At 56.3% G+C, this 23,507-nt stretch carries 17 protein-coding genes and 1 pseudogene; 14 read left to right on the forward strand and 4 right to left on the reverse strand.

The window, feature by feature from the left end:
* The first annotated feature begins 145 nt into the window (after positions 1 to 145).
* The gene (locus BW974_RS15110) at positions 146 to 724 is read left to right on the forward strand and encodes a DUF7344 domain-containing protein (RefSeq protein ID WP_084186312.1); all 579 of its coding nucleotides are present in this window, start codon (positions 146 to 148) and stop codon (positions 722 to 724) included.
* A 475-nt stretch (positions 725 to 1,199) separates the two neighbouring features.
* On the opposite strand, the pseudogene BW974_RS27515 reads toward BW974_RS15110, so the two are convergent.
* A pseudogene (locus BW974_RS27515) lies at positions 1,200 to 1,298 on the reverse strand (hypothetical protein); the annotation flags it as partial.
* A 120-nt stretch (positions 1,299 to 1,418) separates the two neighbouring features.
* On the opposite strand from BW974_RS27515, the gene BW974_RS15115 reads away from it, so the two are divergent.
* From BW974_RS15115 to BW974_RS15145, 7 genes are all read left to right on the forward strand, one after another.
* Entirely contained in the window at positions 1,419 to 1,613 is a 195-nt protein-coding gene (locus BW974_RS15115; protein WP_076431095.1) for a hypothetical protein, read from the forward strand.
* Between the two features lie 186 nt (positions 1,614 to 1,799).
* On the forward strand, positions 1,800 to 3,608 hold the full coding sequence (locus BW974_RS15120) for an ABC transporter substrate-binding protein (RefSeq protein ID WP_076431096.1): 1,809 nt from the start codon (positions 1,800 to 1,802) through the stop codon (positions 3,606 to 3,608).
* Between the two features lie 6 nt (positions 3,609 to 3,614).
* Entirely contained in the window at positions 3,615 to 4,640 is a 1,026-nt protein-coding gene (locus BW974_RS15125) for an ABC transporter permease (protein WP_076431097.1), read from the forward strand.
* Positions 4,637 to 5,767, forward strand: a complete 1,131-nt coding sequence (locus BW974_RS15130; protein ID WP_076431098.1) for an ABC transporter permease — start codon at positions 4,637 to 4,639, stop codon at positions 5,765 to 5,767. The genes BW974_RS15125 and BW974_RS15130 overlap by 4 nt, the downstream gene beginning before the upstream one ends.
* On the forward strand, positions 5,764 to 6,843 hold the full coding sequence (locus BW974_RS25755; protein ID WP_076431099.1) for an ABC transporter ATP-binding protein: 1,080 nt from the start codon (positions 5,764 to 5,766) through the stop codon (positions 6,841 to 6,843). Before BW974_RS15130 ends, BW974_RS25755 begins: the two co-directional genes overlap by 4 nt.
* Positions 6,840 to 7,919: an ABC transporter ATP-binding protein gene (locus BW974_RS25760; RefSeq protein WP_076431100.1), complete on the forward strand. Its 1,080-nt coding sequence runs from the start codon at positions 6,840 to 6,842 to the stop codon at positions 7,917 to 7,919. Before BW974_RS25755 ends, BW974_RS25760 begins: the two co-directional genes overlap by 4 nt.
* Positions 7,920 to 7,977: 58 nt before the next feature.
* Positions 7,978 to 10,161, forward strand: a complete 2,184-nt coding sequence (locus tag BW974_RS15145) for a glycoside hydrolase family 3 N-terminal domain-containing protein (RefSeq protein ID WP_076431101.1) — start codon at positions 7,978 to 7,980, stop codon at positions 10,159 to 10,161.
* Positions 10,162 to 10,187: 26 nt separating this feature from the next.
* Here the strand turns inward: BW974_RS15145 and BW974_RS15150 are convergent, their stop codons facing one another.
* The gene (locus BW974_RS15150) at positions 10,188 to 11,264 is read right to left on the reverse strand and encodes a TrmB family transcriptional regulator (RefSeq protein WP_217694341.1); all 1,077 of its coding nucleotides are present in this window, start codon (positions 11,262 to 11,264) and stop codon (positions 10,188 to 10,190) included.
* A gap of 369 nt (positions 11,265 to 11,633) precedes the next feature.
* Here BW974_RS15150 and BW974_RS15155 point away from each other — a divergent pair, with 369 nt between their 5' ends.
* The 3 genes from BW974_RS15155 (at position 11,634) to BW974_RS15165 (ending at position 14,947) form a co-directional block, all read left to right on the forward strand.
* Positions 11,634 to 12,536 carry a ketopantoate reductase family protein gene (locus BW974_RS15155; RefSeq protein ID WP_076431103.1) on the forward strand — a complete coding sequence of 301 codons (903 nt, stop codon included), beginning with the start codon at positions 11,634 to 11,636 and terminating at the stop codon, positions 12,534 to 12,536.
* A 906-nt stretch (positions 12,537 to 13,442) separates the two neighbouring features.
* Complete coding sequence (locus BW974_RS15160) at positions 13,443 to 14,219, forward strand: DUF7847 domain-containing protein (protein ID WP_076431104.1); 777 nt, start codon at positions 13,443 to 13,445, stop codon at positions 14,217 to 14,219.
* A gap of 278 nt (positions 14,220 to 14,497) precedes the next feature.
* Positions 14,498 to 14,947 carry a TRAM domain-containing protein gene (locus BW974_RS15165; RefSeq protein WP_076431105.1) on the forward strand — a complete coding sequence of 150 codons (450 nt, stop codon included), beginning with the start codon at positions 14,498 to 14,500 and terminating at the stop codon, positions 14,945 to 14,947.
* A 40-nt stretch (positions 14,948 to 14,987) separates the two neighbouring features.
* Here BW974_RS15165 and BW974_RS27010 read toward each other — a convergent pair whose 3' ends face one another.
* Positions 14,988 to 15,110: a hypothetical protein gene (locus BW974_RS27010; RefSeq protein WP_281247702.1), complete on the reverse strand. Its 123-nt coding sequence runs from the start codon at positions 15,108 to 15,110 to the stop codon at positions 14,988 to 14,990.
* A 297-nt stretch (positions 15,111 to 15,407) separates the two neighbouring features.
* Between BW974_RS27010 and BW974_RS15170 the strand changes: the two genes are divergently transcribed.
* Together BW974_RS15170 and BW974_RS15175 are read left to right on the forward strand one after the other, a co-directional pair.
* A complete protein-coding gene (locus tag BW974_RS15170; protein WP_076431106.1) occupies positions 15,408 to 16,016 on the forward strand; it encodes a DUF7437 domain-containing protein in 609 nt (202 codons plus the stop codon).
* Positions 16,017 to 16,710: 694 nt separating this feature from the next.
* Positions 16,711 to 17,487 (forward strand): hypothetical protein, encoded by a 777-nt coding sequence (locus BW974_RS15175; RefSeq protein WP_076431107.1) that lies wholly within the window; start codon positions 16,711 to 16,713, stop codon positions 17,485 to 17,487.
* A gap of 71 nt (positions 17,488 to 17,558) precedes the next feature.
* Here the strand turns inward: BW974_RS15175 and BW974_RS15180 are convergent, their stop codons facing one another.
* On the reverse strand, positions 17,559 to 19,154 hold the full coding sequence (locus BW974_RS15180) for a hypothetical protein (protein ID WP_245800121.1): 1,596 nt from the start codon (positions 19,152 to 19,154) through the stop codon (positions 17,559 to 17,561).
* 641 nt (positions 19,155 to 19,795) lie between these two features.
* Here BW974_RS15180 and BW974_RS15185 point away from each other — a divergent pair.
* Complete coding sequence (locus BW974_RS15185; protein WP_076431314.1) at positions 19,796 to 23,212, forward strand: phosphodiester glycosidase family protein; 3,417 nt, start codon at positions 19,796 to 19,798, stop codon at positions 23,210 to 23,212.
* Positions 23,213 to 23,507 lie beyond the last annotated feature (295 nt).

Genomic DNA, 23,507 nt, shown 5'->3' on the forward strand with positions numbered 1-23,507 from the left:
TAATTATACTCCTATGCCAGAGGCTGTACAGGGCTGCTACCCGTACATAGTAGCGAGATAACAAAGGTCGAAGAAGAGAGACTAGCCTGTAGAATGGTATTCACTGTATTGTTGGACTCGATCGCTGCTCATCGAGGATAGTGACATGAAGGCATTCACTGAACAAATGAACTATTCAATGAATAGAACTGAACTTTCACAGGATCAAGTGTTCGAGATGTTGAAGAACATGCGACGACGATATACAGTTCACTATCTGCGACGGGAAAATTCCACTGTCGGCTTGGATGATATAACTGACCACGTTGCTGCGTGGGAATACAATACGACGCCGGCAGACCTCCTCGGCGAACAGCGAAATCGGGTCTATATTTCGCTGTACCAGACCCACATTCCGGCACTCGCCAATGCCGGGATCATAGACTACAACCCGGAGACCAGGGAAATACAGCCGACGAGCCGTATACAAGTGTTTGACGACTACCTGAACGTGTTCACTAGGCCAATACGTCCATGGGATCGCTATTATTGTGGACTCGCACTGGGAAGTGTACTCCTTTTCACGGGGATCTGGCTTCAGTTCCATCCAGTAGCCATTCTATCCTGGTTTGTAGCGTTACTTAGTGTCCTGGTTGCATACGGAATATTGGCGGCTACCCATTATTGGTATGCGCAAAACACAATTCCAGATACACCGCCAGAACTTCACTCCACCGACGATTAAAAGCGAGCATCGTATAACAACTGTTATTCTATAGATAAAAATGGGAGTAAAAAGAAGCCATTCGTCGAACTATATTTCTATCGCAAGTCGCCAACTCCTCGTATATGTACACTCACGGATGAGACCATCGAGAAATTTGAGGAGGTGATGAGCGCCGTCAGACCCATCCTTGACGAAGCCAACTAGAGTATACACTATGCCCGCATCGACACCAGACACGGATGAGTGCCCACTGTGTGGAAAATCGTACGATCAACAACTCGTGATTGAACAGGGACTCCGATGGGAGGATCTCTTCCCAGGGACTGTGTTCGACTTTTTTACACGGTATCGTTGCCGCTGTACTGCCCGATATGATGTAGAAGCCGACACGCATCTCCCCGAGCAGAAACGAGCAATCTACTTTCACACGGGACGATCGGATTCACCGTTCGCTAAGCAATGACAGATAGACAGAGACGCAGGCCACTCAATATCAGTCAGGTGTTGAAGAGATACTTCCCTGTGACACAAGCCAGTCGTGAACCTCGGAGATTACAACGGGACTCCCAATAAGACGAGTTGTGTCATGCTCGTCAACGGCCGTGAATCACGATGAGGAACCATCGCAGCGACATTCAAGCGCAGTGTAGGCACTGCAAGCACACTCACCAATCAGCGGAACACTCTTTACTGTGGCTTCCACCGATTCTGTATGCGTCGGAACGTTCTCTCCATCCTGTTCGCACTCAATGCGACACTCTTGGTGCTCTTGATCGTCTCTTTCCCGTTCGTTCGAGCCGGAACGAGCGAGTACGCAATTCTTCAGGTATCACTCGTTCTTATTATCCTCACGTTCGTTGGTATCGTCATCGCGGCGCGGCGCGGCTGGTCAATGTACGAACCCTGATAAATAGTGTAAGCGTACACCTTCCTCTTCACGCGTAGGAGAGTCTGCCCACGAGTAGTAGGTCGGTATTGCGTGCGTAGTCGTTCACAGTAGACAAGCAGTATCTGACAGAAAAATTATTTATTGGGCCACTACACCAAAATTATCATGAAAAATGTATATGTATAGTGAGAACATTGACCGTCCATGCCCAATCGAAACACTGGTCATGAACAGAGGGACTTGCGAAAAACACGCCGACGCTTCCTCCAATCGGTCGGAGTGGCTGGAACCGTCAGTCTGGCCGGGTGTGCAGGGTCGAACAAGGATGCCGTAAAAGGAGGGGATCCCGCGAAATCCGCTGGCGGAGCTACAGGAGACGGTAGTAAGTCCGGCCAAGTCGAGATGACCGATCGAACGTTTGTGACGTCGACAACGAACGTCCCGAAGGACATGCAGTTCAATCCGTACGGGCAGAAGTACCCAGACCGAGCGGCGCTCGCGCTGTTCGAGAACTTCATTTACGTTAATGAGGCCACGAGCAATTTCATGCCGGGTGTCATCGAGAACTGGGACGTCGGTAACGACTCAGTGACGCTCTCGGTTCGAAACGGCTACCATTGGCACAACGGCGATGCGGTCACCGCCGAGGACGTCGCGTTCAAGCTCAAACTCGACATCCACGATGGCGCCGCCCTCGGTAATATCGTCGCACCGGAAAACCTCACTGTCGTCGATGATACCACACTCAAACTCGGACTTCAGCGACCCGTCGCCGAAGAGGTATTCCTCTATTCGCTCAAACCAATTGCCCTCGACACGCCGCCCGCGGAGTTTCAGGAGTTCCTTGACGCTTACGAGGAAGATGGTGAGGCACCCGGGCTCACCGAAAAGACTATTGATAAGCCGATCGGAACTGGCCCGTTCAAATTTGTCTATGCACGGAACCAGGAACTCGTCGCAGACCGTTTCACGAAACATCCGGATGCAGGGAAAATAAACTTTCAGCGCTTCCGGTGGGACTACCTCCAATCAAATCAAAAACAATGGCAGGCACTGAGTACCGACAGTGTCGACGGCCTTGACAACATCTTCACACCAAAGAACATTGCCCAATCCTACGGAGACCATATTCAAGAGATACAGATGCCCGCCAACTGGGGGATGGGCATTATGTTCAACCACGGACACAAACATTACGGCCAGCAAAAGGTCAAGCAGGCCGTCCAATACGTCATTGACCGTGAGAGACTCGCCCAGACCGCGGGCGAGAAGATGCACGTTCCTGTCGAGATTCCATGTGGCCTCCCGGGCAATTTCGACGGTAGCTACAAGAAGTGGCTTGGTGACTCGCTGTCGGGGTTCAATGCTTATGAGCCAAACACCAACAAGGCCGCCCGACTCCTCCGAGAAGCTGGCTTTTCGAAACGAGGCGGGACATGGGTTGATAACAGCGGCAAGACGCTGAAGTTTCCGTTCAAGATCCCAACTGGGTGGAACGACTGGACGGCAGGCGGTCAGTCCATCGTGCAAGACCTGAATGATTTCGGAATCAAGGCCTCGCTCAACCCGAGTCAATCCTTCTGGGACGACATCTACGGCAATCAAAAGTACGTCGTCGCCGGCCTCGGCTGGCCTGACGGGAAACTCTACCCGTACTTCTCGCTCAACAAGCTGCTCAACGGCACCCGCTCACGAACTATCCTGAAGTTCCCGCGCTCCGCCGATGTGCCGCCGATAGGCAAGCCGAACGGCGAGACGCGAACGGTCGAGTTCGAAGCCGAACTGCAGGAACTGGCCGGTTTGACCGGTGAGAAGGCAAAGCAGAAGACCCAGGAGCTCGCGTGGGCCGTCAACCAACATCTCCCGATGGCACCGCTGATGGAAAAGGTCGATCAGTCGTGGGTCACGACAGACGACTGGAACACCGTCACGCAGGACGACGAGGACGCTATCGTCGACTACCCACAGTACTATCTGCCCCGTGAGGGCAAACTGACCGCCAAGCCGGAGTAACCGTCCATGTACGAGTACTTCATCAAGCGAACGGGACAGGCATTCTTCACGGCATTCGTCGTGGTGACGCTCTCGTTTGCGCTAGTCAGACTTATGCCGGGAAACCCGGCCGACCAGCTTCGTGGCCAACTCATCCGTAACAATCCAGATCTCTCCCAACAGGAGATCAATCGTCGGGTTGTCAATTACATCAACATCGACCTCACCAAACCGCTTCACGAACAGTATCTCTCGTATGTCACGGGTATCCTGCATGGTGACCTCGGCCAGTCCATCAGTCAGAACGCACCGGTCTCGGAGGTTTTAGGTGAGGCACTGCCGTGGACGGTCTTCGCGTTCTCGACCGCCATCCTGCTCATGTTCGTTGCTGGTATCGCCCTCGGGTCGCTCATGGCCTACTGGGAGGGGAGCCGCTTCGACATGGGAGCAACGGGTATCGGCATTCTGCTCAACTCGACGCCGAATTACGTGACGGCGCTGTTGTTCCTCTACGTGTTCGGGTTCACGCTGGGCTGGTTCCCGACGAGCGGTCATATCTCGTCGGACATCATCCCCATCGTTGACCCCATGCTACCGGTCGCGACGTTCCAGTTCGTTGCCGATGCGTTCTACCACGCTAGTCTGCTCATCGCCGCCGTCGTCATCACTGGCTTCGGTGGGGTGGCGCTTGCGATGCGCGGGAACAGCATCCAGGTGCTGGGTGAGGACTACCTCCGGGTCGCTCGGCTTCGTGGGCTTTCAGATTCCCGAATCGCACTGCGATACGTCGCCCGTAATGCCATTCTCCCGATGTATACGGGCCTCTTGCTCGCCTTCGGTGGCATCATCGGAGGTTCGGCCATCCTCGAGCAGGTGTTCACCTATCCGGGATTGGGCTACTACATCGTCACTGCCGTCGAGACGCGCGACTACCCACTGATGATGGGTGGGTTCGTTCTCATCACACTCGCGATCGTCGCCGGCACATTCATTGCCGACCTGACCTACGGAATCGTTGACCCACGCGTCTCCACAGGAGGTGACTCTTCGTGAGCCGTGAGAATCCTGTCAGTAGCTTCCCCGATGACTACGGTGGATTCGACACCGTCGCGAACTCCACGCTCACCCGTACCGAGCGAAGCCGCCGGTTACTCGACCTCTGGCTCATCGCCCCCCTGCGAGTCGTCTGGAACGATGTGCGCGCCCGTGTCGGGGCAACGCTCGTCGTCAGCTTCGTCCTCATGGGCATCGTCGGGCCAGCGGTCGTGGTTGAGCCCCGGGTCGGCCAAGCACCGCTACTTGTCGGCCCCTTCCAGGGCGGCATCATCGGAGGGAGCTGGTACGAATTCACGAACACGTCGCTGTTCGGCATCTCGGTTCCGTGGGTGGCGTTCCACTGGCCGCTCGGTACCGATAACGTCGGTCGCGGCATTCTCGAGCAAGTCGTCTACGCGACCCCTCGGATGCTCACGATGATTACGAGCGCGGGGGTATTCGTCACGGTTCTCGGGACGAGCGTGGGCGCACTCGCCGGTTACAGCGGTGGGCGCCTCGACCAGGCGCTCTCGACGGTCGTCGACATCGTGATGACCTTGCCCGGGCTTCCCCTCTTGCTCATCCTCGTCGCACTGCTCGAACCGAAAAATCCCATCATACTTGGGGTCGTCCTCTCACTGCAGGGCTGGGCTGGCATGGCCCGTGCCATTCGCTCCCAGGTGCTGACGATTCGGTCGACCTCGTACGTCGAAGCGGCTCAGGCAATGGGCTTGTCGACGCCGACCATCGTGGCGAAGGAGGTCGTCCCCAACATTATGCCGTTCGTGATGATCAACATGGTCAACGCGATGCGTGGGGTCATTTTCGCCTCCGTCGGCCTGTATTTCCTCGGACTGCTCCCCTTCTCGGAGGTCGTCAACTGGGGCGTCATGCTCCAGCTCGCCTACTCGAACGGTGGAATGCTCACGCTGGATGCGGCTCACTGGCTACTCGTACCGATGATTGCTATCATCCTCCTGTCGATGGCACTCATCCTATTCGCCCAAGGGATGGACCGCGTGTTCAATCCCCGTGTCCGCGCACGACACGCGAACACGACGTCGACGGCTGACGACACAGGATCACCGGACTCCGCCTCATCCGACCCCACATCGCCGGCCCCGTCGTTCGGAGGTGACCAATGAGCGAGTTACCCACCACGGAGACCGTGGCGGACACGGCGAGGGCCGAAGCTATCGAGCTAACTGGCGAGGACATCATCCTCGAATGCCGAAATCTCTCGGTCTCGTTCGGCATGGACCGTGGCGTTTCGCGCGTGCTCCACGACGTCGATATTGACATCAGACGGGGCGAAATACTCGGCATCGTCGGCGAATCGGGATCCGGGAAATCGATGTTCGCCTCGGCGCTGTTGAATGCCGTCGTTGATCCCGGTCGCACCGACGGGAGCGTCATCTACCACCAGAAAGAGGGTGAGCCAGTTGACGTGCTTGGTCTAGAGAAAGGGCCGTTACGGAGCCTCCGCTGGGCAGACATTTCGATGGTGTTCCAAGGTGCGATGAGTTCGTTCAATCCGACGATGGACTTCCGTGAGCACTTTGTCGAGACGCTGGAAGCTCACGACTACGACGTCGAGAAGGGTCTCAACCGCGGCGAAGAGCTTCTCGCTGACCTCTATCTCGACCCCGACCGCGTGCTCGACTCGTACCCCCACGAGCTCTCGGGAGGGATGAAACAGCGAGCGCTCATCGCGCTCGCGCTCGTCCTGGAACCCGAAGTACTCGTGATGGACGAACCGACGGCGGCATTGGACTTGCTCATGCAGCGCTCCATCATCAGCCTGCTGTCGGATCTCCGTGACAAGTACGACCTCACGATGGTCTTCATCACCCACGACCTCCCGCTCGTGACGAAACTCGCTGACCGTATCGGCGTGCTCTACGCGTTCGAGTTCGCGGAGATCGGTGACACAGCCGAAATGATTCGTAACCCGCGACATCCCTACACCCGTGCCCTTCTCAACTCAACGCCGAACCTTGACGCACCGCTCTCCGAGATGCGCCCTATCGCGGGTGCTGCACCCGACCCGGTCGACGTCCCAGCAGGTTGTCCGTACCACGAACGGTGCCCAATGGCGACCGAGGAGTGTGCGGACGTGAAGCCCCCGATGGATTCAGTATCGGCGACCCACGAGGTGGCCTGTCACCACTGGCCTGACGTCGACGAAGAGATACCCCTCTCGACGGAGGGAGAACGATGAGCACCGACCACCCGGTTCTTTCGCTGGAGGACGTCGATGTTCATTTCGAGAAGGACGGGGGAGGGTTGAACCCCTTTACTGATCGGCCGACGGTTCGTGCTGTCGACGGCGTCGACCTCGACATTAGTAGTAACGACGTCGTCGCCATCGTCGGCGAATCGGGGAGTGGAAAGACGACGCTCGGTAAGACCGCGGTCGGTCTGCAACAGCCCAGCGCGGGCACCATCAAGTATCGTGGCCAGGATATCTGGCAGGCGAAAAAGTGGAATTCCAACGCATCGATTCCCTTCGACGAGATTCGACGCTCGCTTCAGATTATCCACCAGGATCCCGGTGCAGCGCTGAACCCGAATCGGACGGTTCTGTCGTCGCTTGCGGCTCCGTTGAAACGCTGGCAGCCCGATCTCAGTTCTGAGGACCGTGAGGCTCGTATCCTCCACTTCATCGAGCGGGTGGGGATGTCGCCACCACATGACTACGCCCACCGCTATCCCCACCAGCTCTCCGGTGGTGAGAAACAGCGCGTCGCCCTTGTGCGGGCGCTCCTCATGAACCCGGATGTCATCCTCGCCGACGAAGCGGTGAGTGCACTCGACGTGAGCCTCCGCGTCGAGATGATGGACCTAATGCTCGAACTGCAATCACAGTTCGACACGTCGTTCCTCTTCATTAGTCACGATCTCTCGAACGCGCGGTACATCGCCGAGCACGCTGATGGCCGTCTGGGCGTGATGTATCTCGGCGAGCTGGTCGAACTCGGGCCTGCCGACGAGGTTCTCCAGAATCCACAGCACCCCTACACGAAGGTGTTGAAGTGGGCGACTCCGGAGCTCGGCGTCGACGAGGGGCCGACCGAACCGCCCATTCGTGAGATCGACATTCCAGACCCCGTGAACCCGCCAACGGGATGTCGGTTCCACACCCGCTGTCCGAACGCGACCGACCAATGTCGCCGGGCGACACCGGAGGTAACCGCCGTCGACGACGGTACCGGTCGACACCGAGTCGCCTGCTACCGCTCGACCGACGAAGACGCCTACTGGGACAGTGACCCCCTCGACGGAGCAGAATTGTAAGAAAAATTCCATTACCACAAAACTCACTACAACTACTATGACGACATACAATACACAAATGACGCAGACAGACGACGATATAGAAACCCTCCTCAAGGAGATGACGCTCCAGGAAAAGGCCGCCCAACTCGCCGGCACCTACGTCGGGACGATGGACGAGACCCGAACCGTCGATGACGCCGAAGAAATGGTCCGCGAGCACGGTATCGGATTCGTCACACCGTTCGGGTACGGTGCATCACCGCATCGTGACTCGACGAAGGTCATAGAGATCGCAAACAGACTCCAACGGATTGCCCGCGAGGAAACACGGCTAGGAATTCCGATTCTCATCCCCGTTGACGCCATTCACGGCCATGCGTACGTCGAGGACACCACCGTCTTCCCTCACAACCTGGCCATTGCAGCCGCCCGTGACCGTGGTCTCGCCGAACAGATCGGAACCGTCACCGCGACCGAAGTCGCGGCCACCGGGTCGAATCTCACTTACGGCCCGACCTGCGACATCGCCCGAGACCCCCGCTGGGGACGAACGTTCGAGACGTTCGGCGAGTCGCCGTATCTCGTCGGCGAACTCGCCTCGGCGAAAGCTCGAGGCATCCACGACGCGCCGGTTGATGTCGCCGCCATGGCGAAGCACTTCCCGGCCTACGGCGAACCAGCGCGCGGGGAGGACGCTTCCCCGGTGGATAAGTCGCTCTCGTCGCTGTACCGCGACTTCCTTCCACCGTTCGAAGCTGTTCTCGCAGAAGGCATCGAGGGAGTTATGCCGAGCTACAACTCCATCAACGGCGTGCCCTCGCACGGGTCAAACTATTGGCTCTCGGAGGTTCTCCGCAACGATCTCGGTTTCGAGGGATACGTTGCTTCCGACTGGAATGGAATCAACATGCTTCACCAAGACCATAGAGTCGCCGAGGATCAGAAGGACGCCATCCATCAGTCGTTCACCGCCGGCGTCGATGTCCACTCGCTTGGCGAGGGTGACCATATCGACCATATCGTCTCGCTTGTCGAATCCGACAAAGTCGACGAGACTGCCGTCGATGCATCCGTCCGGCGCGTTCTTCAGCTCAAATCAGATCTAGGACTGTTCGAGGATCCCTTCGTCAACGCCGAGGAGTCGGATGACACGCTCAATAACGACACGCACCGCGGAGTTGCGCTTGAAGCGGCACGGGAGTCGATGACGCTCCTGAAGAATGACGATGACTGTCTGCCGTTCGACCCCGGGATTGACGAGGTACTCGTCACCGGTCCGAACGCCGATAGCCTCGTCAACCAAGTCGGCGGGTGGAGCCTCAAAAAAGAACACGAACTCGACGGTACGACCGTTCGGGAGGGAATCGAAGGGGTTGTCTCTGCCGAGACAACCGTGACCTACGAGCGTGGGTCGGGTATCGACGAGTCGGACGGTATGGACGCGGCAGTCGCTGCCGCTGCGAACGCCGACGCAGCTGTAGTCGTCCTCGGGGAGAACTGGTATCTCCACGAGTTCGGCCCGCAGGACGTGAACGGCCCGACCGACCGGTTCCCCAACCGGGCACAACTCACACTGCCGGCCGCCCAGCGGGAGTTGCTTGAGGCCGTTCTCGAGACGGAGACACCGACGGCGCTCGTACTCGTCACCGGCCGGGCTCTCGCAATCTCGTGGGCGACCGAACACGTCGACGCCATTCTCCAAGCGTACTACCCTGGCGTTGAGGGCGGGAAAGCCGTCGCCGAGACGCTTTTCGGCGAACACAACCCTGGTGGGAAACTCCCGATTTCGGTTCCACGTTCGGAAGGGCATCTGCCGGTTCGCCACAACTACCTCCCGCATCCATATCCAATCGGCCCGGACGAACACCTGCCATCGTACGACCCGCTGTTCGCATTCGGCCATGGCCTGAGCTATACCGACTTTGAGTACCGTGACCTCTCGGTCGAAAACGAATTACTCCGCGAAAATTCCGCGGTGTGTGTGTCGGTGACGCTCACGAACACCGGCGACCGTGCAGGAGAGGAGGTCGTTCAACTGTTCGGCGGTCGCGACTATTCATCAGTGGTCACGCCGGTCACAGAGCTGGTCGACTTTCAGCGGGTTGCGCTCGGAAAAGGAGAGGAAACGACCGTGGAGTTCGAGGTTCCGGCTGACGCCTTCGACGTCGTTCATCCTGACGGAACCAGTCAATTCGAGGGGGGCTCGATTTCGCTGCAGTGTGAGTCGCTGAAAACGTCGCTCACAGCGGTCGACAACTGAAAACCCTCATACGCCCTTTCTTTGAGTTATCCCTCGTGAGGAAGAGTCGACCCCAACTCGAGACCAACCAGCGAGATCGTTCGTAGCTCGACGTCTTCGAAGACGGCACCCCAGCCACCGAGGACGACGGTCTCCTCGCCCGTATCGAGCGTGACATTCGCGTGTGATCCGAGGTCCGAGAGCGTCAGTCGCGGCCGTTGGCGCTCATCACCGAGAAACGAGATGTCGGTCACAGTGCCTTCGAGCGTCGTCTCCCTCTCGGTCGCGATGTCGATTCCGTCGACGACTATTCGCAAGTCGTAGCCGTCCTCATACAGCCAATAACAATCGCGGATGAACTCTTCGAGGGTGAAGTAGGTGAACTGCTCTGACTCGTCGACGTAGACTCGCGGATAGGGGTTCCAGAGACAGGTGAGATAGTACCAGTGGAAGACGAAGGGGAGCATCCGGTCGTTGATGAGGACGCCGTATGCCTCATCGGACCTCGTGTTAGGTGCAAAGCAAGTCCGGTGACGATCGATGACGACGAGAAACGGTCCAGGAATAGAGCAAACCCGGAGTTCGGAGAGTGCATCGGTCGGATCGAAGCCCGGCGGAGGTATCTGCCCATCATCGACATAGACCACAGCACGAACAATGACGTCACGATCTCGTGCCGCTTGCAGTGTCGGGAGGAGTTGCTGAAGTTGTTTGTAGCTTCCTGCGACTTCAATGACCGTGTCGGCATCATCGATCAGTATTTCAGCGTTTTCAACGGCCGTCTCGACACGCTTTGTGACACCGATTCGGGCGTCGACCTGTTCGGGCTTTCGGTAGCGTTCACGTATTTCTTCGGCAGCGTCGTGAAGGAGTTCGCCTCTCGATTCCAAATCGGACATCGACACATCGGGGTCACAAGGGCGGACATAGAGCTTCTCACGTTCGATCGTTTCGACGTATCCCATCGACTCGAGTTCACGAAGGACGTCATAGACCTGTGAGACGGGAACCGAGCTCTCACGCCCGACTTCGATGGCCGGTGAGACCCCCATCTGGAGGAGCGTCAGATAAGCATCCGCCTGATAGGAGGTCAAATCTGCATATCCGAGTGCTTGTCTGAGCATCTCACGATCCATAGCCGGAGACAGTAGATACAATTATTTGGCTCTGTTGAAACCCCATTTCTTGGATACAATTCAGCATGAACCAGCCGGCCACTGAACACTTCTTGTTGGCCGTTGCCCTGAATATTTGACTCCGGTAGAATCATTAACTGCCACTTTTGGGACACTGCAGTTCCAATGGAGGTGTCCGCAGATGAGTAAAGCAATCGAAGTCAGGCCAAATTCCGTAGAAGTGCCTTGTGTAGACTCAGACGAAAACAAATTTCGTTCAGTAATAGCGTACGAATCAGCTGCTCAGTTAAATTAGAAACGTGTCGTGCCAATTGACAATGGGCGAATGTATTTACTTGATAGCGGAAAACGGGATGTATGAAGATCGCAGTCATCGGTGCAGGTGCGCTTGGCTGTCTGTTCGGCGGCCATCTCGCTGCCGCCGATCACGACGTATGGCTTCTCAATCGGCGGGAGCAGACCTCCAGTACCCTTTCAACCGAAGGGATTACTATTCGGCAAAACGGAGACGTATCGCTGACAGTTGGAATCAACGCGACGACGACTGGCAGTGACGTAGGAACTGCCGATTTGGTTATCGTCCTTGTTCGAGCGCATCAAACGCAGATGGCGCTGACCGAGCATGCAGCGTGTATTGGATCGGAAACGTGGGTGCTATCATTGCAGAACGGGCTTCGCAATTACGACTATTTGCTTGATCAAGTTGGACGTGACCGGGCATTTTGTGGGGTCACCTACGAAGCAGCGATTACAGAAGAGCCGGGAACGGTCACCCAAACATCAACTGGCCTGACCACGTTTGGTGGCGGCAATGCAGGTGCCCGCACGACCATTCAGGAGACGCTCGCAGAGGCAGGATTTGATGTCGAGGTCGTCACTGATCCCCGACCCGTCATCTGGAAAAAGGGGACTCTTGTGGCGGCAACAGCACCCGTACTGACACTGACAGACTGCCCAGTGACGCAGCTGACAACCGATCCTCTGCACGGTGTCGTAACACAACTCCTGACGGAAGCGGCCCACGTTGCCACCGGCCACGGAATCAACATTGACGTAACGACGATACAACAAACGATCGAATCGATGGCCAACTCACACGCCGAGCATCGCGTGAGTATGGCACAAGATGTTGAACAGGGAAGGCGAACAGAGATAGACGAATTGAACGGCGTGATTATCGATTTGGCGGAGACTACAAATATCGAAGTTCCGGCGAACAGACAGATAACGGCACTTATCCACGGTGTTGAACAGTGTTGATGACGTGAGCAGACACCTCTGAATTGGATTGGTTTGTCTGATGGAACTCAATCCTTCCAAAGGAGTTCGCCATTGCAGTTATTCTAAGTGTGCAGGAGGCACTAACTGGGGGTCAAGTATATAGTTTGTAGTAACCGAAGTCAGGGAGCGCGTTCGAATTTCTCATAACTGCTTTCAGAACAAGTTCTCGAAACTGTTTGAACCACGTCTATGTTCGGAGCATGTCACGGTACCGTTACTCGAGCGCAAGGAACATGACTTCGACGATACACCGACAGTGAGAGGAGTCGCCATGTCGCGCGTTGCGCTATATCCAGTAGGTAGAACTCCTGATGCTTGATCACTGCTCAAGAATAGTTCAGTCCGGATATCACTCATACTGATGAAATTAACTGCGTGGAAGATGTCTACGCAGAAAAAGGAGATGACAGACGTTCTCCTTTTCATAATACCAGGCGACGATTCCTAAATAGTAGCTGGCAGACTATACAACCGCATAGATATGTGTGAGAATACCACACATAATTCTTGTGATTAGACAGAGACAATCTGTGAAAGGTTAGATCTGGCCAGGAGACATATCAAGTGCATCATCTTGCGGGAGCGGGGAAACCCCGCTGTTTACGGCGGGTGAGGATGTCACCGATTGCCATAAGTACGGCATCGAGCTCCTCCTCGTCTCCAAACCCGAAATAGCGTAACCAACTCCTCTTTCGGTAATGCTGATACTCTCCTGATAGCCTCTAAAGTCAGGTGGCCCCCCTGAATGATCCACAAGACGCGAACAGGATACCTACGCACGTGAATGACAAAAACAATTGAATAACGGGGTACGGATCCCGTTCTCAACAAATGATAATCAGACGAGATCTATATTATCTCACATCACTTACTAGATAGGCGATTATGTCGATCAACGTCACACGCATACTCAAACAGGGATACAGCCGCAGTATCGAACGAAATGGACTAATGCTTATAGGTGTCATCTTCGTCATCTCGATCCTTAACGGGTTGCTAGGGATCGGAATCGACCAATGGATAGCCTCCCAACAGTTTACCCCTGGAGAAATCCAAGCAAACCCAACGCTCCTCATCCCACCAATCGCCGGCGGCATTGTTTCACTCGTGCTGGGCATCGCGTTGCTCGTGGTGAGTATCGCGGCCATTCGCGTGTTCGTGAGCGAGGAAACCGAACGTCTTCCCCGAGAGTACTTCACCCGAAACATGGTGTGGGCCGCACTCAACCTCTTCGTTGGTGTGATCGTTTTCGGGATCATCGTCGCCCTCGGATTCGTCGCGTTGATCATTCCAGGCATCTTCCTGCTCGTGGCCTTGGCATTCTGGACGGTCTACGTGGCTGTCGAAGACCAAAACTTCATCACCGCGTTTCGTAGCAGTTGGGGGTTGACGCGGGGATACCGCCTCAGCCTCTTGGTTCTGGGCGTGGCAGTGATACTCCTCACGGCACTTATTACCCTCGCGTTTGGGGTTGGTGATCTCGCAAGTGGCAGTTTCGCTGGCGATATCGTTGCTTTGGTGTTCGCGCAGGCGGCTAGTGCGATCACGACGGTCTTCTCGACCGCTGTGCTCGCAACGGCCTACACCGAGCTCAACGCACAAGATGATGAATTCGGAGAGGCGATCAGTGAGGACACCACTGCTGGACGGCCCGCAGCCTAATACAGCTGATTTTTCGAGCACCGATCGTTCTCGCCAGCGAATGATCTGCGAACGACCCCGATTATTCCGGCGTACAGTATGACAATGCTGCAAATCCAGCCATATATCCGTTGAGGGCGGCGAAAGCCGTTTCAAATGGGTTGGGAGTCGCCGACCATAGGTCGATAGCCATAGCTTTCTCACTCCGAGTGTCGAGTCACCGCTCACAGCTGTAGTGCCATCACTCGTAGTGGGTATAAACACAGATTCTTATATTCGCATAACAGTGATGTGGCTATATGCAGATCCCCGACAAATTACAGTGTCTCTTTAGCAGCACAGTCGAAGCAGAAGATGAGTCACACACGCTCACCCTACCGAGCCAAGAGATTGAAAAGGGCGACATCCAGCCAGACACGGCATACCGCGTGGCGATATTGAAACAGCCATCACCAGCGGAGAGTACAGCCCAAGTGACCGCAAAAGAAGCAACATCGACGACGCGCGACGAACAACCGCACGATCGACAGGCGAGCGATTCAGGAGCCCCGGTCGAAGAAGGCGACCGCCGAACAGTCGAAATCGAAGGCGTCGGCGAACAAGGCGATGGAATCGCCCGCGTCGGCGATGGCTACGTGATCATCGTGCCCGACACAGAGAAACGTGATCGCGTTACTATTGAAATCAATACCGTCACACCCACCGTCGTCTTCGCTGAGGTCGTTGAACAAAAAGCCGGCTCCGAGTAGTTTCCCGATTTGTCTGCGAACCGGATCCGCAAATGCTCAACTATGTCGGAAAGCCAGGGGATTTCTGTGCTGCATCATCAGGGTCAGTGACGAGGCCAAGCTCCGCACAGACGTAGGCTCGAATCCGTTCGATTCGTTCGAGAAGTTGGCGATCGCGGTCCACTCGCTCCGGCGTTTCTACTCAGGTTGAGGTCGGACGCTCGAATGAATACGACAGCTATCGGCTATCAGCCAGCGGGAGGGGGAGAGCTGGGACCGGCCACCGCATCTGTAGTCGAGAAGCGTGATCAAATCAATGCATGGTTTCGAACTTCTCGTACCAAAACGCACGCTATGAGGTGAACTCGTCTCGTCGATATACGTTCAGTAGCGGATTCCGGAGGATATTCCTGACTGACGGCCCCGACAATCCAAACACCCTTTACTGATTATCTGTAAGTTGTAAACAGCACCAACACCAATGTCACACACTGCATCCCACGCCAATGGAGAGATCATTCGGGATTTCCTCTCGGTTGCAGACCTCCTCGAAGAGCCACGGTTAGCCCAACTATACGCCAACCTTGCCCGACAGGGTCCGGCAACCGTCCAAGAACTCATGGCTGCATTGGACCTCCCGCAAGGAACGGCCTATACGTACGTGAAGCGGCTGGCCGATGCGGGCGTTATCGAAGCAACGGGCGACAAGCAACCGCGAACATATGTTGCTCATCCAATCGACCTCACGGTTTCGGCTGGAGATGGAACGCGTGAATATACGATCACCCCGATGCTGGTTGACGCGGTGAGCCGCCAATCGACCAACGACGACATCGAGACATACATCGCTCGTCATGGCGTCGACGGGCTCGCAACAGCACTCACGTATACGGTTGCACGTGAGCGCGGTGAGGTGACCCACCGATTGATGGCACGTGATTTGGATATCTCGCCTCTCGCTGCAGAGATCATTCTCCAGGCCCTTCGCCCGGTCGTTCACGATCACATCGACATCGAAAAATCCGGTGCAGTAGGACCTGATCTTGGGCCGGACGACGAGCAAACTGCGGAGACGTCCGACGACACGTGAGCGACATTCATATCGCCGACTCGAGAATGTTCATCGCTCTCGGAAAGCCCACAAACAGTCCCTATCAGAAAGCGAGAGCGTTTGCCACGTCCGTGTTCAAACTCCCCCTCTTTGGCGGTTGCAGATCCGACCGCGGCCAGCGCGGTAGCCCTAGCGACAGATTGTGTGAACGCGCGCCGAGTGAGTTCTGATTCCGTTGTCTCTATCTTTGAATGGTTGCTATTCTCTGTCACAACGCTTTGGTTCTATATAATAGATAAAATTTTATTAAAATTAAAATTTTTTATATTACCCATATTATTATGTTTCTAATTTACATGCTTTGCGAAAAGAGGGACTAGAGTCACTCGACCCCTTCCCGATAGTAGTACGTTATTCCACCAGTGCTCCACGATGAAGGCAGTATTCGAATGGTTTATCGGCCGTCTGAAATACACACCGGACACTGTCTGACCTGTTCTGGGTTTCCATCTTTCGGACGGAAAACGGAATGAGGGGTACGAACAAAAAAAGACGAAGCTGTCGAAATACCCACCAGAAAATTCTCTGATGAGAGAACTCACTATAATGCCGACTACCGCAGTATGTGACAAGAAAGAGCGAGAGGACGATACGTCTGTTGTAAACGATGGGCTTTTGCCGCTTAAAACACAGATACTACGACGGAACGACCGATACGGACGAGCCATAAAATATGTTGAATTCTACCCGTCAAATCGTTGCTGAGCACCCAGTTGCGCTTCTTCCACTACTGTTTACAGCATGGGTTGTGTATCGGCTGTTGAGGCGAAATCGCACCAAAGTACTATTCATTGTGGGGGGGATATCGACCATTCTGGTCGCCCCTGTCTTCCTGTTCACATTTCTTGCCGAATTCACAGGTGTTTCACTTTTCTCCAAGTTGTCGGCGTTCAGTATCCGAGTTGAATCTCTGCTGATTGGTTTTCTGTTTCAGTTCGTAGACGCCGTATTGGCTGCCGAGCTACAGCTTTTTGTTTTGCTCATGAGTGGTTTGTGGGACAGTCTTCAAGGATTGGCAACGCCAGTTGTACCGGTGATAGAAACCGTTGGACTACATCTTATACTGTTCACATTCGAATTCGTTGCTGGCGTCATCCTGATTTATACGCTGTATCTCTCCTCACACGGATCAGAGTTAGACTCGTGGCTGAAAGGAATTGGCGTGGTGTTGGCGATAACGGGGATGTTCGCGACATTCATCCAATTCGATACATGGCAAGCCAGAGAATCGCTGCTGGCGTCGGCGTTCACGGCGGCCATGTTGGGACTTACGCTTGGAATCAGTTCCGTAATACTGCTCGTCCGGCCGAATTTCGGTGGCGAGTCGGTGTTTTCGGAGCTCCGTGAATCGGACTCACCTCAGGGTGCGAGTGAGGAAGATACTCGGGAGAATTGGACGGCGAAAGCGATGTCTCGGATGGATAGACTGGTTTCGAGACGAAAGGAGTAGGTCACGGAGTTAACAACTGGAACAGCAAAGAAGTGTGGAGGGTTTGAAGCGTCAGACCGGGGTTGTGTGGTTTAACAGTCGTCGTCGTGATCGTCTCCGTTGGAATTTCCGCCGGAGTCTCCACCAGAACCGCCGTCGGAATCATCACCGGTGTCCCCACCAGTATCGCCGGCGTTCTCGTCGCCACCGTCGTACTCTGAGCTGTTGTTGCCGCCCGTATACCCGTCTGGGCTGTTGTCGTCGATACCGTTCCCGAGGTGGGAGTCCGTGACAGTGACTCCTTCGGCATCGCTCGTGATGCGAAGTGCCTCGTTCCCGCTACGGGCGAGTGCCGAGACGCCTTTTATCATCGTTCCAGTACCGCTCTCTACAAGCGCGTTTTCTTCGGAGACGTAGTCGCCTCCGTCGATCACGACGTTGTTCCCCGTGTTCGTCAGTGCCCGTCGGCCCGCTTCACCACCGTGGTGAACTTTCAGATTGCGGAACTCGCTACCGTCGCGGTTGTTCTGGATGGCGCTCCGGCTGCCCTCGGTCGCTGCGTTCCCGGTGACGGTGACGTTTTTAAGGGAAACTGGCTGTTCACCTTCCTTGATTTTGATAGCCTCCGCACCACCAGTTTCGTGATCGACGGTCGTTCGCTCGATTCGCGTCTGGCCCGAATCTTCCTGAATATAAATTGCATTCGTTGGGCCATCGGTTCGAGCCGTGATGGTGGAGTCGACAAATGTTACGTCGTCCGCATTGCTCGTAACCCAAATCGCGGGACTATCATCGATGTTCGTCTGTATGTCGACGTTCCGTGCGACGATGCTGGCACCTTTCTCCATACGAAGTCCACACTGGGCGATCTCGCTGTTGCTGTCTTTGTCGACGACGATACTAGCGTTCTCGATGTAACTGCCCTTGCCACCGAGACGGACGTTCGAACCCAGACTGTTCTGGAAGCGACCGCCTTCTACCTGAATGGTACCGGTCCCGTTGGAGGCGTATAGCCCATTGTCCGGGAAGCTCCCGAGTACACAGTTGCGAAATGTCATCGTTCCCTTGTTCGCATTGTTGCAGAGAATACCGGTCGGTCCACGCCATAGGGAATCGCTCGGCGCCTTCTTTTCCAATACAGCTCCGTCAGGTGCCTCGAACCGTTCGACGAGACCGCTACCGTCCGGGTTCTGTACGACGGCTCGAAGCGGCCCCCACGTTCCACTGTCGTGTTTGCCTTTGACCTCGATATTACGGATGGTCAACCCGTCTGTCACCTCGGCTTCGACGACACGGATTCCAGTGTTTTCTTCAGTCTGGTCAACAGTAAAGTCCTCTATCAGCAGGTTGTTTCCGGGCTGGTTCTCGACGCCGAGCCGGAACAGTCGGTAGTTATTGTCTCCGCCACCGTCGAAGTTGGAGTAATTCGCCGGAACGAGTGTCGCGTTGTTACCGACCATGCCGAAGTTTTCGAAGCCAGTAAAGCGGAACTGCGAATCGATGTAATACTCACCCTCGGGGAAGTAAAGGAGTGTATTGTCGTCCGCATTGTCTTCGAGTATCGGTATGATGGATTCGTTTCCAGCGTTGTCTGCTCCAACCTCGGTTACATCAACGACGTTCTCGTACTGATCTTCGTAATCAGATAGGGACGAAGAGGCGGACCCCATTATCGCAGACGATGACATGATTGCTCCAGTTAGTTTGAGATAGGTTCTACGACTGACGGGACTTCGATTTTGCCTGTCTGACACCATCAAAAATGCAGTATCACCTACCCATATTAGTTATCTGGTGCTTAGTTCTATTTCTCTTGCATTCTCTCCGTTGAAAACGGTATAAACAGTGTAAAAGTCGTTCGTTATCAATTTAAACGATATAGATGGGTGCTCACCAATTACTCTCCTACTAGTAAAATAATTCCCAGACAATTTAAGAAACACATACGAGAATTATAATTGATTAACTAAATAACACTATTTCAGGAAGAGAACTTTACTCGGTAAAAATTAATTAACCGTGAGAATTTTCCTCGCTGTAGGTTATTGTCGCGAGAACCAGTTAAATAAAGGTCAGTGGTCGTTGCTCTTCAGAACACGTATCGACCCGCCGCAACCGAACGCCCCAGTCTCGCTTTCCACTCCTTTTCTGACGGCCGATGATTGTGTCGGGGAAGCTAGAGTCTATAGGCCGAGGTCGGGGCATGCGAAAGCAGTGACCGGTATTCGACTGTTGACGTATGTTGTCAGGGGGAAGCCCAACCGACGATAATTATATAAAATACTCAGTTTAAAATATGACTTTGATAAATGAATGATTGGAGTTCGGAATGCCAGAACGAAACACCTCGGAAACCAGACGAGACTACCTCAAAGGACTCGCCGCGACGATAACTGCGAGTCTCGCAACGACCACCACGACCGCCAGCGCGGCGGATGCAAGCCGATTCACCAGCAACCTCGGTGAAATCCGGGACGCCACGCTCGCCGCTAGAAGCGACGACGCCATCGTCGTGCAAAAGCGCTCGACGCGAGTCGCTCCCGGTATCACGCTCGATGCCTCCATCCGCCTCACCGAACGCGGTTGGTTGGACTTCGACGTCCTCACCGTAGCGATGGATGAAGAGACCGACCTGACGCTCCTCTCTCCAGGCGTCACGGAGCGTGATACCGTACCGAACCTCGCCGAGGAGTCGAACGCAGTCGCAGGTGTCAACGGTGATTTCTTCTACATCGGCGAATCGGACGCACCGGTCGGTGCCGAAATCGGCGACGGCAACCTCCGCTCGGGGCCGGCGACCGGCCGAGAACATACCGTTGCAGTCGGTGACGACGGCCTCGCTCGCCTCGCTCGCGTCGTCCTTGACGGGGCAGTTCGATTCCACGGAAACAGCCATTCACTGAATGCACTGAATCAACCTGCTATCCCGGCGGACGGACTCGGACTGTACACCCCCCTTTGGGGAGACGCCGAACGTACCGGAGAGGCCGAAGTCGTCGTCTGGAACGGAGTCGTCACGTCGACTTCGGTCTCACCCGGGAGCGCCACGATTCCCGACGACGGCTCGGTCCTCGTCGGCCGCGGCACTGGCGCTGACGCACTATCGACCCTCTCAACCGGCGACGCGGTTTCGATTTCCTACGGAGCGCAGACCGACGCCGATGCGTCGCTACAGGCTGCAGTCGGCGGCTCGACCGTGCTGCTCCGCGACGGCGAAATGCCCGGCGGACTGGACGACGGTCGGCTCGAACCACGAACCGCGGTAGGCGTCTCGGAGGACGGTTCGACGCTCTACCTGCTCGTCGTCGACGGTCGCCAGCGAGACAGTCGCGGCGCATCTCTCAAAGAACTCGCGGACGCTATGCGCGGCCTCGGTGCGACCGACGCGCTCAACTTCGACGGCGGCGGTTCCTCGACGCTCGTCGCCCGGAACCCAGGCGAGGAATCCGTCAGCGTTCGAAACGACCCGTCGGATGGCGCGCCGCGTCCGGTGTCGAATGGGCTCGGGCTGACAACCGCGGAAGGGAGCGGAAGACTCGACGGATTCGACATAACGCCGATGCTCGACGGTGAGAACACCCATCGCGTCTTCCCCGAACTCTCCCGACAGTTCGAGGCGAACGCACACGACGAGACGTACGCGCCGGTCGAAGCGACGCCTCGCCATTGGCGCACGATTCCACGTTACTTCGGCCGGTTCGACGCCGACGGTCTCTTTACCGGTCGTCGTCCCGGTAGTGGGAAGGCAATCGCGCGAAAGCGAGGGAGCAGCGGAACGACTGAGATTCGAGTCCTCGACGACCTCGACCGCATCGAACCCGACCAGACGCGAATAGGGTTAGAACCGGGTGACACCCGGTCGTTCGCCGTCCTCGGCTTCGACGCCCAGGGCTACACCGCGCCGATAGCGCCACGGGATGTCGCGCTCGACTACGATGACTCGCTCGTCAGTATCGAAGCCACCGACGAGGGTACGTTCACCGTCACGCCCACTGGCGAGAACGGCTCGACACTCATCACCGTCTCCGTCCTTGACGAGGAGACCTACCTCCCGGTGTCGGTCGGTCTCGCAACTAAGACCATTTCGAAATTCGAAGACCCGACGAAGTGGTACTTCGCTCGGTACCCCAACACTGTCGAAGGATCCATGTCGTTTGTGGAGGGCCGCAGTGGAACGGGACTGCAGTTGGACTACGACTTCACGACGACGACAGCGACCCGGGCCGCCTACGCCAGAACCGAATCGCCGATCGACCTCCCCGGCGAGCCACAGCGTGTCGGCGTCTGGATCGACGGCGACGGGAAGGGTGCGTGGATTCGTGGTGTTCTCACCGACGCAGCGGGCGTCACACACAAAATCGATTTTACCTACAGCCTCGACTGGACCGGTTGGCAGTACATCGAGGGAGTCGTTCCCGCTGGCGTCGAGTACCCGCTCCAGTTCTCGTACTTCTATGCCGTCGAAGCGTCGGAAGACCAACAGTACGAGGGGAGTCTCGTCTTCGACGACCTCACCGTGAAGGTCACGCCACCGGTTTCGCGGCCCGAAGAGCCGGTTACTCCCGACCCGCTCGTCGTCGAAAACGACGAACTCTCCGAGAACCGCTGGACCTTCGCCGTGATGGCCGACAGTCAGTTCGTCGGAGACGACCCAGACAGCCTCGCGGTGAACCTCGCTCGTCGCACCCTCCGTGAGATCGTCGCCGCCGACCCTGATTTTCTCGTCATCGCGGGCGACTTCGTAGACACCGGCTATTCCGAGGACTACGCCCTCGCCGACCGCATCCTCCGGGAGGAGGTTGGCGACGCACTCCCGGTCTACTACCTCCCCGGTAACCACGAGCGCACAGGCCCCGGCGACCTCTCGAACTTCAAAGCCACCTTCGGCGACACTCGGTACACGTTCGAGCATGAAGACACCCGCTTTTTCCTGTTGGACTCCTCGACAGGGTCGTTCCGCACGAGTGACTTCCAGCAGCTGTCCGACCTCCAGCGTGGTCTCAATGATGCCGCCGACGCTGACGCTATCGAGAACGTCGTCGTCGTCGCACACCACCCACCGCGCGACCCGCTCGTCGGCGACAACAGTCAACTCGGCGACCGGATGGAAGCCGAACTCATCGAAGAGTGGCTAACGGCGTTCCGCGAACAGTCCGGCGGCAAAGGCGCGGTGTACGTCGCTGGGCACGCTGGTACGGTCGAGTTCAGCCGCGTCGAAGGCATTCCGTACGTGGTCCTCGGAACGACCGGTAAGTATCCGTACGGCTCGCCGAACGACGGCGGCTTCCGCGAGTGGACATTGTTCGGTGTCGACCCGACGCCGAACCGGAGTCGGTCGCCCGCCGAGCGAACCGACTGGCTCCGTGCCGAAGTTCGTCCCCTCCTCACGGACGTAACGTTTGACACTCCGCCGTCGCTGACGGTCGGCGAGTCACTCACCGTCTCTCCAACCGGCGTGCAGGACGCTGGCCTCACCTTCCCACTTCGCTACCCGGCGACCGTCCGCTGGTCCGGGAGCCAGAACCTCTACATCGCAGACAACGAATGGTACCACCGCTTCACGCGCAAAGACGATGGCGACGAGCAGGAGTCGAACCGTAACCACTGGCGCGGCCGCGACTACGCCGCCGCGTTCGACCCGGAAACCCGGCAACTCATCGCACTCAACGCCGGAACCGTCACGCTCCGCGCCTCCTCCAATGGGGTGAGCGGCGAGACGACGATAACGATAACCGACGGGAACTGAACTCGGAAGGCGACTCCGGGGTGACTGCGTTTCCCCCGAACGCTGCACAGGAGAGTCCAAACGACGGAGCGCAATGACTCCCACGGAGACGGTCGCAGGGGTGGACTGCTCCCGAAACGCCACTCATCGTCAGAGGGGTCGTCACCTTGCCATCACCATGGTTCTCGGCGAACAGTTGTCTCTCTCGCTGGCGTGGGGTTCCTCGGCTTCGAGGGGTTGGTTTTATATTTTGGTAGTCTGATTACTTGCCTGATGACTGGACGCATGCTACTCGGAGCCGTTAGAACGGACAGTC

It is taken from the genome of Haladaptatus litoreus (genome assembly GCF_900156425.1).
Classification (GTDB): domain Archaea; phylum Halobacteriota; class Halobacteria; order Halobacteriales; family Haladaptataceae; genus Haladaptatus; species Haladaptatus litoreus.